We start from the raw sequence: 15,437 nt of genomic DNA, 5'->3' as shown, positions 1-15,437 counted from the left end.
AGCATTGCTTCCTGTCCTTGAATACTCGTAATTGAAAACGGCTGCCAGTTTGTAAGATGGGCAGGACAATTCATCCATTCGGAAAATATTTTTGAAAAAAGATCCAAACGTCTTTAGTATAGTAATCTTTAAAGTTTCTATAAGATGAGTGATGAAAATAAATAATTATTGTCATGACTTCACTTAAACATAAGTTAAATGTTTTCTGACGTTTTCGCTCACCAGTAGAGAGTAATTCTTGTTGCCATTTTTTTTCAAAATCTCTACAAAAATTATCTACATCACATGCGGAGCTTCTCTAATTCCATATTTTTGATCTCGGTTTTTGAAAAATTACAAAATCAAAGTCTGACCAAAGCCTTATTTTAAATCTTCCGGAGACACAATTCGTGAATAAAGTTCTTAACTGTTTGGCAAGTGACAAAAAGAGCAGATATTCGCATGTCTGGATTATGCTCGCGATTTGGCAAATTTTGAGACGATTGCATCGTAAGTTTAACATTTTTTATGGATCGATAAGTCCCCGCTTCTATTGGGCAGTTTTTGCGGGATAGCGGTTATGACGTGTTGATTTTGAAAGACTATATTCCAATCGAGTCTTCTGATGAAATTGTGATTGCCAAAGCACAGCAATTGGGTGCAATTTTAGTTTCACGCTCATGGAGATTTTGCTGACATTGTTACGTATCCTCCTGCTAATTATCGAGGTATTATTTCGATCCAACTTCGGAATCATCCTGAAATTATTCCTCTACTGATGCAGAGGTTGGTGGATTATTTGTCTAACCACAGTGATACGGAACATTATCAAGGCAAGTTATTCGTTGTTGAAGTAAATAGAATTCGCATACGAGAGTAAGGTTGCGCGATCGCACAAGGATCTACGCTAATGTTATCTATACTGATGCGATTGTAGATGGAATTGGCTCAATTACTACGACTTCAGCCTTTGCATGAGGTAAATCATAATTGTTTAACCGGACATGATATCAGTGACTTTTAGGTATACTTTATATCATCCTTGTTTTTTAGACTCTTTCCCGCACGATTCTCGACTAAAATTTACTGATTTATTGGAAGTAACAATTTTTTGTCATCTATCCAAATGTTGTTGTCGATCTACAACGTTAGCGTTAATGTTAGAGATATTAACTAACGTAAACAAATTTTATTAACACTTGTATACAACGAACTTACAGAAATTTATTTCTTACTCTTGTAGGTCTAAATAGACCTTCAACTTAAATTAAGTAATTAAGCAGAAATAAACTGAACTACATTACAAAATGTAAACATATTGGAAATCCTTATCAAGGACGAATGACTAATGACGATCTTGACTAGTTAACTTTAATTGTGCAGACTTGCTTATGGACTCTAGCCTGTTTTTAACAGCAGACGATCGCCCCATCTCTCTTGGACAAGCATTAAGATACTTGGAGGCTGCGGGGAAACTTGAGCCTGTGATTTGGGAAATTATGCGCCAACACGTCTTAGAAAAGGAACTACAAACCCTAGAAGATATTGATATAAGTTCCGATTTAATCGAACAAGTGGTCATTGATTTTCGATTAAACAATCAGCTAACTGATTCTGCTAGTTTTCAACAATGGCTAGCTCAGGAAGGTTTAGATTACTCAACCTTTCGTAGGGAAATTGCTTTTAGCCTCAAGTTGGAAAGACTAAAAGCTCAAGTGACTGAGCCAAACATACAAGAGTATTTTATCGAACGCAAGATATTTTTAGATCGGGTAGTGCTATCACGACTAGTTGTAGAAGAACAAGCACTTGCTGAAGAGTTGAAAAGTCAAATTCTCGAAGATGGTGCTAGGTTTGAGGAACTTGTTCGGGAGTATTCTGTAGCAGATGACCGGATTTTCAATGGCATGATGGGAGCAATTCGCAAAGGTACATTACCAGATGTACTTAGGGCTGCAATTAATTTAGCAAATCCTGGGGAGTTGATAGAACCAGTGGAAGTAGAGGGGCTTTGGTATTTAGTTCGCGTTGAGACATTACTAGATGCTACGTTAGATGAGCAGTTGAAGCAAGAGCTAGAGAATGAGCTTTTCGAGCAATGGTTAGAGGAGAAAATTCAAGATATGAATGTCAAGCTACAGGTTCAGTTCTAGTGATGAATTATGGACTTACAAGCGAACTTACCATGGGAAAAGTTGCCTCTGTGCTTGCTACAACCCGAGCAACAAATAGAATTAAGAAATCAAGCAGAAACTCGTTGTTATAAAACAGGAGATATAATTTGGTCTACAGAGAAACCTGGAAGTCAATTTTTAATGATTTCCGGAAATGTGCGTCTTAGGGAAGATGGCAAACCTAAATCATTAGCAACATTAAAACCAGGAGATTGGTTTGGAGATTTACTAGAACTTTCTGGACATTTTAAAGCTGTGGCGTCTACCAAAGATGTGGTAGTAATGCGTTGGGATGCAGCACTATGGCAGCAAGCCTCTTATGTAGAAATCAATCGCTTTTGGCAGCAAGAGCGATCGCGTTATCAGCCTTATGACCCTAATTTACCCCAACCAGTCTCTGGCTATCCATTTATCTTGAGTCCCAACACAGCTGCTGCTTGTTTAACAATGGCAGCTCAATACTTACAAAGTCCTATCCAGTTGGAGTTCGTACAGCGTCAACTGCGGGGACAGCAACCTAAAGATGTGATGGAAGCGGGTGAAAAACTGGGGTTACAACTGCGACAGCTACAAGTGACTTGGAATGATTTGCACTCATTAGTCTTTCCTGCTTTGCTGCTTTGGCAACCCCCCCTTCATCCCCCCCTTGCCAAGGGGAGGAAAGAGGAGGGGTGGGTTGTTATGTATGGCGTTAAAGGTAACCGTTTAATTATTGCTAATTCTACTAACTTAAGTAAAACTTGCGTTAGCGTTCCTCAAAAGATGGTTGAGGAAAACTGGAATGGGCAAATTTGGCAAGTAGAACCAATTCAAAAGCAGGAGAAATTTAGCCTAAGTTGGTTTATCCCTGCTATTTTGCGTTACCGTGGTTTGCTAGCAGAAGTCCTGTTACTTTCTTTTGCCTTGCAATTGTTGGGGTTAGCAACGCCAATAATTACTCAGTTCATTATTGACAGAGCATTGGTGTACGGCAACCGTGGTACTTTGGATGTGATGGCGATCGCTCTCCTGATTGTTGCTCTTTTTGAGGCAATTTTGGGCATCTTACGGCTATTTATCTTTACCCACACTGCCAACCGTCTCGATTTGAGTTTATCCTCTCAATTGTTTCGTCAGCTAATGCGCCTACCCTTGACTTATTTTGAATCGCGACGGGTAGGCGATACCGTTGCTAGAGCGCAGGAATTGGAAAATATTCGTCAGTTTATGACAGGTACAGCCTTAACTGTCATCTTGGACAGTATTTTCTCCGTGGTGTATCTAGCATTAATGTTTTCTTACAGTGTTACCCTCACATGGGTAGCTTTAGCTGTGATTCCCCTGTTTGCTGCTTTAACTTTAGTAGTCACACCAATACTGCGCCGTTGGCTAAATGAAACTTTCGATCGCGGTGCAGATAGCCAATCTTTTTTAGTAGAGACAGTCACGGGAATTCATGCTGTAAAAGCTCATGCTGCTGAACGAAAATCTCGCCGACGTTGGGAAGGCTTATTTGCGCGTTATATCCGCACGAGTTTTAAAGCTTCCACCACTTCTAATATCGGCAGTAACATTGGCGACTTTTTAACGAATTTTTCCTACTTAATTATTCTTTGGTTTGGAGCCGGACTCGTCATCGAACAAAAGCTGACAATTGGTGCATTAGTTGCTTTTCAAATGTTAGCGTCTAGAGTAACAGATCCACTGCTGCGGTTAGTACAACTTTGGCAAGAATTCCAGCAAGTTTTGCTGTCTGTGGATCGGCTAGGTGACATCCTGAATTTTGCCCCTGAAGCTGAACCCGGTTCTGGCGTCGTTTTACCACAGTTAAAGGGGAAGGTACATTTTGATAAAGTCTTTTTTCGTTATCAAGAAGACCAAGCAGAACCTGTTTTGAAAGGTATTTCTTTCACTGTGCAACCAGGAATGTTTGTGGGAATTGTGGGGCGTAGCGGTTCTGGTAAAAGTACTCTTTCTAAACTTTTAAAACTGCTGATATTGGCTCTTTGCGGCAACAAATTAGCGTTGTCCTTCAAGAAGATTTTCTTTTTGATGGTACTATTTCCGAAAATATCACCTTCGGTGATGTAGATATTACAGCAGAACAGGTAAAAGAAGCAGCACGACTAGCGGTGGCTCACGATTTTATCAACAAACTGCCCCACAGCTACGAAACAAAAATTGGAGAGCGGGGAACCTCCTTATCCGGCGGACAACGACAACGCATTGCTCTATCGCGTTTATTCCTTTCCCAAGCCCCGATTTTAATCTTAGACGAAGCGACAAGTGGCTTAGATAGTGAGACAGAACAAAAGGTGTTACAAAACTTACAGGAGGTGAAGGGGGCGCGAACAGTATTTATGATTGCTCATAGATTTGGAGCGTTGAAACGAGCCGACTTGATTTTAGTATTAGAAAAAGGGGAGATTGTGGAACGAGGCAATCACGAAGAGTTGCTGCAAAAAAGAGGCGTGTATTGGGCGTTGTATCAACGGCAGATTGCTAGTGTGTAATGGTATGATTGTTAATGTTTGGAAAAATTAGTTTAAAAAGTTAAGGCTTGTACAAAGAGTTAGAAGTTAAAATGACGCATTTTCACAGTTATTTTCAGCTATTTTTGACTCTTGAAAGAGAGAATAAAATTTAGGTAATAGATTCAGCTTAGTCAAGTTCTAGCTTTAGCAATAAGCTAGCTAAAAGCCAGCAAAACAATTTCTGAAATCACCTTTAAACTTATGGGATTCTTTGATTCTATCGGTAATGCTTTTGACAAAGCCAAAGACAAAGCCAGCAACGTTATAGACACAGGTCGCGATCGGCTAAGAGACGCGGCTCAATTGCCTGGTAGAGCCGTTCATAGCGCTGCTAGCACCGTCTACCATGAATTGAACGATGCCAAGAATTTAGCTAGTAAAGCCAAGAATAGCGTTGTCAGCACTGCCCGCAATATCAACTTGAGTGATGTTGGTCATACTGTCTTAGATGGAGCAGGTTTCATCCCAGTTGTGGGTGCTGCTGCGGATGTGGCTAATGGTGCTTGGTATGCGGCGGAAGGCAACTGGAAAAATGCTGCTTTCTCTTTCGCTGCTGCTGTTCCCGGAGTCGGTGATGCTGCAGCCGCCGGTAAGCTTGGTTTTAAGGCAACTCAAGGTGTACAAAAACTTGCTCGATCTGGGACCAGAGCAGCCAACGTCGTGAATTTTGGGGCTGTTGCTGAAGGCACCATTGTTGGTGGTCACTACGCGCTGCAAGGAGATTGGAAAAATGCTGGTTTATCCTTTGCTTCATCAGCAGCTCCAGCAGTAGGAAGTGTCACTAGAAGACACGTAGGGAAACATATAGGAAATCGGCTGGCGGACAAACCTCTTAAAAACTTGGACAACATCTCCTCTAGTCCTACAAGACCTCGATGGAGAGATTCGGAAACAGATGTAACCACAGCACTAGGATCAAAATTTGTAGACCAGCAAAGTTTCCTCAACAGGGAACCAGTACCAGGTAGACCAAAAGGAAGTACACGTCCTGACAATTACAGGTCACAAGGTATACTAAGACCGCACACCAGCATTGAAGTAAAGAACTACGATTTAAGTAGATCCGGTGGACAATCTAGCTTGGTTAGCAAGGTTGTTGACCAAGCTCACGCTAGAGCCAGACATCTACCTTCGGAAACAGTTCAAAAAATTGTTGTTGATGTGAGAGGGCAAAACGCAGACCGTCAGCAGCTCAACGACTTGAAAGAAGAGATAGTGAGCCAATCTGATGGCGTGTTACGTACTTCCGATATCAAGTTCCTAAGATAAGAGGGAATTTTATGGTAGTTGGATTTCAAGTTGGAAATATCATAGATGAGGTTGGAAGTTCTGATTTACTGCATGCTTTTTTCTCTACTATCAGCTATCACTTAGAGCCAAAGGGTTGGGGTTCGGAATATCCAGAACTGACTTTAAAGCTGTACGAAGGTGAACTATCGGTTGAAGAAGCTTCAAAAGCATATAACGATCTCATTTCAATAAGAGAAAGGTTAAAAGCCTTTTCACCGGAATGGGTGATCTGGGATATCGATGATCTCGAAGCCAAGCCACCTTGGGATAATCAGATCAGTCCCACTGTCACTGATTTATCTAATTATTTCTTAACTAGTACGGGAAGGGATCTATTCGAGGTACTTTTAGAATGTTTGCAAGCTCTCCAAGAAGAAGGAGGTTCACTCACAATCGAAAAGATTTAATGGTAATACTCTTGATTGCAATCGCCTCAAAGAATTTGTGTATTCAGCTGATTCACTTAACAGAAAATACCTCATCAAATTTCCGCGTAACTGGCTCAATCAACAAGCTCAAAATCGACTTCTGTCGCATCACAATTTCCCCTGTTGCCTCCATCCCTGGAGTTAAAAGCTTATCTTGACCCCGCGCCCTAATTATGAATTTATGTAGTTTAATCCTGGTTGGATAAACTTCCTTGCTCGAATTCTTATCCTTCACAATTGCGTAGGGACTAACGTAAACCACAGTCCCTTCAATCACACCATATTCTTGATAAGGAAAAGCTTCTATTTTTACCTTTACATTCATTTTTTCATCGACAAATCCTCGATATTGATTTGGCAAATCAACTTCTAGCAAAGGTTCTTTTCCTTGTGGCAAAATTGATAATAACTCTTCACCGGGTTGCACTGTACCTTGACTTGGATTAACTTTGACGTTATAAACTCTGCCAGTAATTGGAGCGGTAATAGTTTGATTCTGTCGTTGATTTTTAGCTTGAGCGAGTTGCCTTTCAACTGTCTGCAATTCTTCGCGGCGCTTGCTTAGTTCAGAAAGGGGTCCAGTTTTATAATTTTGCTTGAGTTGCTGGATATTTTGCTCTTTAGCAGTAATACTTTTTTCTAAATCTCTAACTTTGTCTTGAGCATATAGATAATCTTGTCGCGGAATAGCAGTACCGCTGAGACTACGCAACCTATTGACATCCCGTTGAGCTGCTTTCAGATTAATTCGCAAACCTGAAAGTTCAATTTCTGCTTGCCTAATGCTTGCTTTCTGGCTTTCTTCTGCTGCTTTGCTACGGCTGTGAATGTCTTGCCTAATCAATAAAGCTTGGTTGTTTAGCCTTTCAATGTCAGTTTGAGACGATTCTGAGTCAAGTGCGACTAGAATGTCACCCTTTTGTACCTGCTGACCTTCTTTAATCTTAGTTTCGTTGATATATTTAATTTTGCCACTACTAGGCGATCGCACTGGCTGCACATCTTGCTCGCCCGGAATCAACTTACCCTGAGCCACAGCCACTTCATCAACTTTACTGAAACCAGCCCAAGCGATCGCACCAAACACTGCCAAACTTAAAGTTACCCCTACCAATCTTGTATAGAATGGCGGTAGTTCTTGCACAGCCTTACCTAATTCATAATCTAGGTAAGCGTCTGGATTAGCAAATTGTTCTCTAGTTTGCCGAGCTTGAGATGGAGATGACAAAAAAGGTAGTTTCATATAGCGTCATTCCGAAGAAATCCAATGCCAGCTTTTCTTTCAATGTAATCTGCTAAATTGATAAAATCGTCACGAGGATATGATTTTCCGCCAATTAAGTCAAACGCCAATCGGCTAGTAGGAGTATCTGGATTTTCAAGAATGTGTATTCCCCAGTAGTAGAGTTGGTCGCTAGCGCGGATACAAGCATCTTCTGGATCTATACAGTGAAACTTGTCATCTGTTTGTCTAATTTCCTTATAAGTATTAAAGTATACGTCTTTTAAAAGATTCAGTTGCTTGGATGTTGGTTTTCTAAAGTTATTAACGACTACAAATAAATGACCTTCTTTATTAATTTGACGTATTTCTACAACAGTATCTCGAATAACCTTACCATGCTTATTTAAGCCAAGTGGATTTAAGGTAGTTGGAATAATGCAGTAATGAAACTTTTTTACTAACTCCTTGGGATTCCGTTCCAGTGCTGGAGAGCAATCACAAATAACTATTCTGCTATCACGAGCAGCATCTTCATGCCAATCTCTACCATCAAAGACTTCAATCGTAGTACCGATACCTCTTGGATTGGGAACAAAAACGCCATCACCCACTAATTTTTGCAAATTTTGTTCTGGATCTAGATCGACAAGTGCAACGTTAAATCCTTGTAGCGCAAAGGCTCCTGCTAAATGCCCTGCTATAGTTGTCTTACCAACTCCACCTTTACAAGTAAAGATACCAAAGTAAATTTTATTTTGTTGGCGATCGCCTTCGTCCTCATTATTTTCCCTCTCTGGTGCAATCCCATCAATTCCAACGATTCTAGTTTCCTGTGCAACACCACAACGGATTTTACTATCCTTTCCCCAGGATCTAATTAATGCCATTGCGGGACCGCTATAACCTTTGGTGGTGATAAATAAACCAAAATTAAACTTTTTGCCTTCGTTAGAATCCAGGAATTCAGAAAACTTTAATAACTGTGGTGCTGCTACATTATTCCTCAACCATTTTATCTGTACGGCAACAACTAAATTTTCTTTCTTGACGATTAAATCGCACCCAATTCGGTTTTTTTTGGCAGGTTCCACTACCCAACCTGCCCTATGGAGCAGTTTTGCAACGTGCTGTTCAAAATGTCTGTAGTCTTGAGTGTAAGTAGGCTCCATAGGTACTTAAAGTAGGGAATAGGAGGTAGAGGGTAGGGGGTAGGGAGTGGGGAGTAGGGATATAAATACAATATTCAATCGCGAATCCCCAATCCTCTCTGCCCTTTATTGTTTCCGCCGTCGATTGAGAATTTCCCAAGTTCCTCCTCCAACAATACCATCAGCTTCTAGACCATAGCGTTTTTGTAAAGATACAACTGCTGCTTCTGTTGCGGAACCAAAATCACCATCAATAGCACTTTCTTCAAGGTAACCAAGTCTTTGTAGCCGTCGTTGTAACCGAGTGACTTCAGAACCACGCATCCCCGGACGTAAAATTGGCAGCCCATCTGAGGTGTACTGAAGGGAAGCAGTTTGCTGAGTTTTTCTGGATGACCCGGAACTAGTGGTAGATTGTTGAGATCGAGTGGTTTGTCGAGCAGCTCCAGTACGGTTGGATTGTTGGCTTCGAGTGGCTTGTCGAGAAGTAGTGGATGAGTTTGAACGAGTGGATGATGCTTGTCTGGTAGAAGGTTTGTTGGAACTACTCGTTGCGACTGGCGTTCCTGCTGGTCTTGGTTCGGGTTTTAAATTACTAGCTCTACTGGGCGTTGTTGTCGTCGGTCTTGGTTCGGGTTTTAGAGTCTCAGCGCGATTCGTGACAGGTGTTGTTCTTGTCTGGCCACTGGGAACAACAACCGTACCGTCATTATCGCTTGAAGCTTGGGATGGAATCGGGAAGTTATTGGAACTTCTTGAAGTTGCAGGGGTTGATGCGATCGCATCGTTGGGAAAAAGTCTTTGCCAAGTATTGGTATCAACAACACCATTTGGACTTAAGCCTGCTGCTTCCTGAAATCGAGAAACAGCGATCGCAGTCCCTTCGTTATAAACCCCATCTACTGTACCAGTATAAAAGCCCAAAAGTTTTAAAGCTGCTTGCAGTTCTGATACGGGGTCTCCTTGGCTACCAACTTTGAGGTTAGGACGGTTCACTCCCACTCTTGGTGATGCTTGAGCAACTGTTTGTACTGGGGAAGCAAATGATACCGTCGGAGAAAAACCAAAGAGTAGAGGAGCAGAAAGACACAGGAGTATTTCTATTCCCCTTTTGGATTTCAACCTTTGCTTTTGCTGGATTCTACAACCATTCACGGGAAGACTAGGGAAACCTAAGACGGTTAAGATACTTACCTTGATGCTGTTTGCCATGAACATTGCCCCTGGGATATCTCATTGGTGATACACTTATCGGTCACGCTTTGTAGAATGCAACTGGTTAAGCAATTTTATACCATTTTGGATGCATGGATTTTAGATTTTGTATTTTAGATTGGGATTGAAAACGCTTACGCAATTGCACTATAAACCGCTTCTTTCTGACCGACAAGAGATACAAAAGGTTCCCGTAAATATCGACGAGCTGTTTCCATGGCATCTAGAGCACTGACAGAGGCAATTGCTTGTTGAAATTCCCCGTCGAAATCAACTCCTAGCCCTAAAATTTCATACCAACCATAAATTTGAGCAATTTGGGCATTGGTTTGTTTACCTAAAGCGTACTGCCCTAGTATCTTGTTCTTAGCTGACTGAAGTGATTCTTCCTCCAACTGGTTTGTCAAAAGTAAATCGACTTCTTTTTGCAAACCAGTGAGAGCTATTTTCGTGTTTTCTGGTGCTGTTCCCATGTACGCAACAAATGATGCTGGAAAAATCCTGGTAGGGTAAAATGCTGATACCTCGTAAGCTAAACCCAGCTTTTCTCTCAGTTCTACAAATAAGCGACTGGAAAGACCATTTCCCAAGTAAGTACACAGCAATTTCAAGGCTGCATAATCAACGGAACTGACCGATGGTCCCAAATAACCTAGCATCACAATTGATTGTTGTGTTTGTTGAGGTGTAATCGTAACCTGAGGCTGCACTTTAAGTTCTGGTACATGAAGCACTGGTAATGGCTGATGAGTAGGAACTTGCCAATCCCCAAAAACTTTTTCTACAAGAGCCACTGCATTATCTGCACTAATATGCCCAGCAATGCTAATAACAATGTTATCTGGGCGAAAATGAGTTTGATAGTACTGCTCTAAATCCTTACGAGTCAAGCCGCCCATAGTTGTTTCATCTCCCAATGCCGATCTTGCATAGGGATGGTCAGCGTACATCACGCTTCTTAACTGGTCAAAAGCAATTGTAAACGGCTGCTCTTGCTGCGAGCGAATATCCTGTAAAGCAATACGTTGTTCTAGTTCTACTTCCATTTCTGGAAATGTTGGTTGGAGAAGAACTTGTCCCGCCAATGCCAGAATCTCTGCAAAATCTGATGTAACTGTTTTTAAAGATACCAAGAAGTAATCCGCAGTCGTATCTGCACTCAAACCTGCTCCTACAGATTCTACTTTTTCGGCGATTTCCAAACTAGAGAGTCCATCACATCCTTTAGTCAGGACAGAGGAAAGTAAATGCGTCAAGCCTGCTTGCTCTTTTGTTTCGTAGCAACTACCAGCACGAATAAAAATCCGTGCAGCCACAATATCTGCAACTGGATTTTCTGCTACCAAAACCACAATGCCGTTATTTAATACAGTACGATGGATAGACGTTTTTTGCAGCGAAGTTGTCATCTAGTATTTGTCCTTTGTCCTTTGTCCTTTGTCACTGGTCACTGGTCACTGGTCACTGGTCACTGACAAGGTTTTAGTACAGTAACTGCGTAATGGTTTGGAGAAAGATATTCTCGTGCTAATTGTTGCAGTTCTTGAGTGCTATAAGATTTTATCTGCTGAGGGTATGTCACAGCTAATTCAGCTCGAGCAATAGTGTTATAGTAACCATAAAGCCCTGCTAGTTGATTGGGCGCTTCTGTAGAAAAAGCATAATCGTTACACAACAACCTTTGACCTCGAATAAGTTCTTGCTCGCTTATCCCGTTGGTTTGAAGATCGTTTAAGTGCAAGCGAATTAAGGATTCCACTCGTTCTAAATTTTTAGGCTCCAACCAAGCCGTAATGGTAAATAAGCTTGCATCCCTTTGTAAGGAAAAATGACTGCAAATGCCTTGTACCAACTGCTGCTCTTCTCGCAAGTCGCGAACTAGTCGTGAAGTTCTACCTTCTGCTAAGAGGACTGAGAGTAAATCTAAACCATAGGAGGTGCGGAGTTGCTCTACTCCAGGTCCCGTCCACCCCATTAATAATCGTGCTTGCTCTAATCGCGGTAGATGCAATTCTTCCCGGCGAATTCCAGCTATAATTGGTTCTACGACTTCTTTTGGGCTTTCAGGGCACTCACAACAGCGATCGCCAAAATCAACAAAAGACTCGTTGACTATTTCTATGGCTTGTTCGGTGGCTATTCCTCCTACGATAACTACCGTCATATTTTCTGGTTGGTAGTGATTGCGATGAAAACAGCGTACAATCTCTGGTGAGGTTTGCATCAATTCTTCCTCGCCACCCAACACCGAACGTCCGTAGGGATGTTGTTGGTAAATGCTTGAAATGAGAGACTGGAAACCTATCCAATCTGGATCGTCGTAAGATTGCCGAATTTCTTCAAAAACAACATCTCGTTCGCGAACAAATTCTTCTTCTGGTATTGCTGCATTTAGCAGCAACTCTCCTAAATAAGGTAAGGTCTTTTTGAGGTAGGGAGCAGCTGTAGTGAGCGAGTAATGAGCGTAATCATGACTTGTTGCTGCATTAGTCACCCCACCTTGGTTTTCGATCTTCTGGTCGAATACTCCTGGGGGTAGCGTTGCGGTTCCCTTAAAAATCATGTGTTCCAAAAAGTGAGCCATACCAAATAATGGTTCTGGCTCAACAGTAGCACCAGCACGTACCCAAATATCTGCCACTACTACAGGGGTAGTAGGTATTTCTTGGTGAATCAACGTTAAACTATTTCCTAGTTTCAAGACCGAAGCTGAAAACACGGTATCTATGAGTTTTAACAATTTTTTACAGCTTTAACCTTAATTTAACCCAGTTCTTGCGATTTTAACAATTAGTTGTTAGTTGTTGGTTGATAGTTGTTAGTAGTTAGTTGTTGGTTGTTATTAGGTAAAATATTTGACTACTAACCAGTCATTTTGTACGGGCGCAAAGCATTGCGCCCCTACTAACCACTAACACTTACATAATTAAAAGCTCCTAAGTCTCATCTGACATTAGGAGCTTGTAATTTTGTGTCACCGCAACGCCGTTTTACCTAAGTTTATGACCTGGATAAACCAGGTGGGCATCGAGTTCTCTCGTTTAAAGTTTCCGGGTGCTTTGCCCGGTCTACTGCCACGAGAATTCCTTGATTCCCTTATTTTTTAAGGCATAGATCAAAAAACTTTATGGCAGTCACCAACGTCTCAGTGCAACAAATCCATTATAGCTTCTAAAAAAATATTGTGTATTCTCCCTTGGAAAATTTCTGGCAAAGCTTACTTTGAGTACCAAATGGATTCTATCTCACGGGCAGTTGCCATGGCGCGATCGCGGTTTGGCGAATCCAGCAACACGGTAACGTGTCCGAGTTTGCGTCCCGGACGAGATTCATTCTTGCCGTACCAGTGGACGTATGCTTGGGGAATTTGCTCTATTTGCTGGCGTTTGCCCGTATAATCGCTTTGAGAATTTTCATATCCCAAGAGATTAACCATAACAGCACTCGGAGAAATCATTGCCGTGTTACCTAGAGTGCGATCGCAAACTGCTCTTAAATGCTGCTCAAATTGGGAAGTTTTACAAGCATCCAGAGAAAAATGTCCAGAATTATGGGTACGAGGCGCTAATTCATTAACCAGTACTTTGCCATCCTCCCTAAGGAATAATTCAATTCCAAAAATTCCCACAACTTGTAAGCTGTTGAGTAAAGTACAGGCAATATCCTCGATTTTCAAAGCGACTTGTTCTGGAATCTCAGCAGGTGCAATGACTCGACGACAAACTTGTTCTTCTTGTTGGGTTTCCACAACTGGGTAAGTCACAACCTCTCCATTGGTAGAACGTGCGGCGATGACTGCTAGTTCTCGTTCAAAAGGAACGTATTCTTCCAATAAAAAACCAGAAACATTTTTTGAATCTGAATCTAGTTTTTGGTCTAAATGAGATTGTTCTTTGATAATGAACGTTCCCTGACCATCATAACCGTGACGGCGAGCTTTTAAAACAACCGGAAAACCTAGCCCTGAAGAGGAGATTACCTCTGCACTTTTCAGCCCCTGAGAAATATCGACAAACTTTGGAACGGGTAAACCTAAGTCGCGTAGATAACAGCGTTGGTGATATTTATCCAAAAGAGGGATTAAAGCCTCTAATCGGGGACGAAAACAAACTCCTTGCTCGGCTAGCTTTGATAAAGCATCTAGATTCACAAACTCATTTTCAAAAGTAATAACATCACACCTTTGAGCGAGTTTTGCTGTAGCGTTAGCATCATCGACAGGAGCAAAAATAATCTCTTTAGCTATGGATACTGCAGGATCGTTTGTCCCAGGAGTTTGAATAACTAATTCCACTCCTAACGTTTTTGCGGCACTTCCCATCATCCATGCCAATTGTCCGCCACCGATTATACCAACACGTTTTCTTGCCATCCTACAGAATTACTGATGTTACATCTTTACTAGTCGGCTCCTATCCAGTTTACATTACCTATTCCATGAAATGGATGCATTGCTCCAAAGGTCTGCAATGGTCAAAGTCTGAACGCCCGCTTGTGTCATCCCTATTCGCAGCAACAGAAGACCTGTTGATACGCGCTCCATAAATCCCCACTGCCATATTGCTCGTTCATCAGTGCTGGTAAGCATAGCAAGTTTCCTGCACCGCGCCTGACCTAATGTAATGGCATCACCCTCTAGCAGTTCATCGTTCCATTCACGCATTGGAACAGCAAGATCGCAGGCTGGTTCTGCGAATAACCCATCTGGATCTACAAACTTGTATCTGCCTTTTCCGTCAAGCGATCGCAATGTATTCTGCGAATGTGCATCACCATGAATTAGAACACTATGGTTTGGATTGAATGCAGCTTCCCTTTCCATCGCAAAAGCCAGTGCCAGATCCTTAGTGATTTCTGCACATGGTTTATCCAATTCTCGCCAAGTTGTCTCAATAAAGTTTGATAGCCACCGGGCTTTTTCACTTCCAGTCATCAAACCTAGAGAGGACTCCAACGGAATCCATGCTTCTTGAAGTGTTTGGCACAGGGTTTCAATCTGCTGACTTACGGCTAAGTTCGAGTCAGCCAGGGTTTCACCCAGTCTTTCAAGCAGTAAGGCATTGTGTACCTCGTCGTGCTCAATCAATCGGGGATACCCTACTCCATTGGCAATTTGAAGAACATGAGCCTCTGTTCTACAATCATAGTTGGGCAAACCAACCTTTAGAACGGCTGAGGAACCGTCTTCAAGGTCTACTAACAAAACCAAACTTTCCGAGCCACCTCTGAGAATCTCCTGTGGGACAAACTGCCATTGCAGCGCAAGATAGCTGACAGTTTCCTCTAAAGTAGCAATCCACTGCTCACCAGTTGAACCCAAGTTTCGGGCTTTCAATAGTACCGCTTCAGGTAGGTTCGTGAGATTCATAGTATCAAACAAAATGCAAGTCCTTAATATTATTGCGAGCGCTCAAAGGAAAATTTTTCAGTAGGTTGGGTTGAGGAACGAAACCCAACATTTAATT

Annotated in this window: 10 protein-coding genes, 1 other RNA gene and 2 pseudogenes; 4 read left to right on the top strand and 9 right to left on the bottom strand. The window is 41.8% G+C overall.

Annotated features, from left to right (window positions below; translation table 11 throughout):
* Nucleotides 1-79: 79 nt before the first annotated feature.
* Nucleotides 80-308 (bottom strand): annotated as a pseudogene (locus tag ACKTT2_RS52300) (IS982 family transposase); the annotation flags it as partial.
* A gap of 1,062 nt (nt 309-1,370) precedes the next feature.
* Between ACKTT2_RS52300 and ACKTT2_RS02950 the strand changes: the two are divergent.
* The 4 genes and pseudogenes from ACKTT2_RS02950 (at nt 1,371) to ACKTT2_RS02935 (ending at nt 6,363) form a co-directional block, all read left to right on the top strand.
* A complete protein-coding gene (locus ACKTT2_RS02950) occupies nt 1,371-2,132 on the top strand; it encodes a peptidylprolyl isomerase (protein WP_407883806.1) in 762 nt (253 codons plus the stop codon).
* A 9-nt stretch (nt 2,133-2,141) separates the two neighbouring features.
* A pseudogene (locus tag ACKTT2_RS02945) lies at nt 2,142-4,645 on the top strand (peptidase domain-containing ABC transporter).
* Nucleotides 4,646-4,867: 222 nt separating this feature from the next.
* Nucleotides 4,868-5,935 carry a hypothetical protein gene (locus tag ACKTT2_RS02940; protein ID WP_407883804.1) on the top strand — a complete coding sequence of 356 codons (1,068 nt, stop codon included), beginning with the start codon at nt 4,868-4,870 and terminating at the stop codon, nt 5,933-5,935.
* An 11-nt stretch (nt 5,936-5,946) separates the two neighbouring features.
* A complete protein-coding gene (locus tag ACKTT2_RS02935) occupies nt 5,947-6,363 on the top strand; it encodes an immunity 70 family protein (protein ID WP_407883802.1) in 417 nt (138 codons plus the stop codon).
* 52 nt (nt 6,364-6,415) lie between these two features.
* Here the strand turns inward: ACKTT2_RS02935 and ACKTT2_RS02930 are convergent, their stop codons facing one another.
* The 8 genes from ACKTT2_RS02930 to ACKTT2_RS02895 all read right to left on the bottom strand — a co-directional run bounded on the left by ACKTT2_RS02930 (nt 6,416) and on the right by ACKTT2_RS02895 (nt 15,340).
* Nucleotides 6,416-7,627 carry a beta-barrel domain-containing protein gene (locus tag ACKTT2_RS02930; protein WP_407883800.1) on the bottom strand — a complete coding sequence of 404 codons (1,212 nt, stop codon included), beginning with the start codon at nt 7,625-7,627 and terminating at the stop codon, nt 6,416-6,418.
* Nucleotides 7,624-8,778 carry a nucleotide-binding protein gene (locus tag ACKTT2_RS02925; protein ID WP_407883798.1) on the bottom strand — a complete coding sequence of 385 codons (1,155 nt, stop codon included), beginning with the start codon at nt 8,776-8,778 and terminating at the stop codon, nt 7,624-7,626. Before ACKTT2_RS02925 ends, ACKTT2_RS02930 begins: the two co-directional genes overlap by 4 nt.
* 105 nt (nt 8,779-8,883) lie before the next feature.
* Entirely contained in the window at nt 8,884-9,969 is a 1,086-nt protein-coding gene (locus tag ACKTT2_RS02920; RefSeq protein WP_407883796.1) for a peptidoglycan-binding domain-containing protein, read from the bottom strand.
* A 137-nt stretch (nt 9,970-10,106) separates the two neighbouring features.
* Nucleotides 10,107-11,381, bottom strand: a complete 1,275-nt coding sequence (locus ACKTT2_RS02915) for a M16 family metallopeptidase (protein WP_407883794.1) — start codon at nt 11,379-11,381, stop codon at nt 10,107-10,109.
* Nucleotides 11,382-11,440: 59 nt separating this feature from the next.
* Nucleotides 11,441-12,691, bottom strand: coding sequence for a M16 family metallopeptidase (locus tag ACKTT2_RS02910; protein WP_407883792.1), 1,251 nt, complete (start codon nt 12,689-12,691; stop codon nt 11,441-11,443).
* A gap of 251 nt (nt 12,692-12,942) precedes the next feature.
* A non-coding RNA gene (gene ssrS, locus ACKTT2_RS02905) (6S RNA) lies at nt 12,943-13,127 on the bottom strand.
* Between the two features lie 62 nt (nt 13,128-13,189).
* Nucleotides 13,190-14,344 carry a 5-(carboxyamino)imidazole ribonucleotide synthase gene (locus ACKTT2_RS02900; protein WP_407883790.1) on the bottom strand — a complete coding sequence of 385 codons (1,155 nt, stop codon included), beginning with the start codon at nt 14,342-14,344 and terminating at the stop codon, nt 13,190-13,192.
* A 54-nt stretch (nt 14,345-14,398) separates the two neighbouring features.
* Nucleotides 14,399-15,340 carry an aminoglycoside phosphotransferase family protein gene (locus ACKTT2_RS02895; RefSeq protein ID WP_407883788.1) on the bottom strand — a complete coding sequence of 314 codons (942 nt, stop codon included), beginning with the start codon at nt 15,338-15,340 and terminating at the stop codon, nt 14,399-14,401.
* Nucleotides 15,341-15,437 lie beyond the last annotated feature (97 nt).

This window comes from Scytonema hankhaensis NUACC26 (assembly GCF_045865695.1).
Lineage (GTDB): Bacteria > Cyanobacteriota > Cyanobacteriia > Cyanobacteriales > Nostocaceae > Scytonema.
The sequence above is the reverse complement of the archived record's forward strand: the minus strand, read 5'-3'. Positions and strand labels throughout refer to the sequence as shown.

Excerpts from the sequence above, each read along its gene's own strand:
- ACKTT2_RS02950 (WP_407883806.1), top strand. The coding sequence starts at position 1,371 with ATGGACTCTAGCCTGTTTTTAACAGCAGACGATCGCCCCATCTCTCTT.
- ACKTT2_RS02915 (WP_407883794.1), bottom strand. The coding sequence starts at position 11,381 with ATGACAACTTCGCTGCAAAAAACGTCTATCCATCGTACTGTATTAAAT.
- ACKTT2_RS02920 (WP_407883796.1), bottom strand. The coding sequence starts at position 9,969 with ATGGCAAACAGCATCAAGGTAAGTATCTTAACCGTCTTAGGTTTCCCT.
- ACKTT2_RS02930 (WP_407883800.1), bottom strand. The coding sequence starts at position 7,627 with ATGAAACTACCTTTTTTGTCATCTCCATCTCAAGCTCGGCAAACTAGA.
- ACKTT2_RS02935 (WP_407883802.1), top strand. The coding sequence starts at position 5,947 with ATGGTAGTTGGATTTCAAGTTGGAAATATCATAGATGAGGTTGGAAGT.
- ACKTT2_RS02940 (WP_407883804.1), top strand. The coding sequence starts at position 4,868 with ATGGGATTCTTTGATTCTATCGGTAATGCTTTTGACAAAGCCAAAGAC.
- ACKTT2_RS02895 (WP_407883788.1), bottom strand. The coding sequence starts at position 15,340 with ATGAATCTCACGAACCTACCTGAAGCGGTACTATTGAAAGCCCGAAAC.
- ACKTT2_RS02925 (WP_407883798.1), bottom strand. The coding sequence starts at position 8,778 with ATGGAGCCTACTTACACTCAAGACTACAGACATTTTGAACAGCACGTT.
- ACKTT2_RS02900 (WP_407883790.1), bottom strand. The coding sequence starts at position 14,344 with ATGGCAAGAAAACGTGTTGGTATAATCGGTGGCGGACAATTGGCATGG.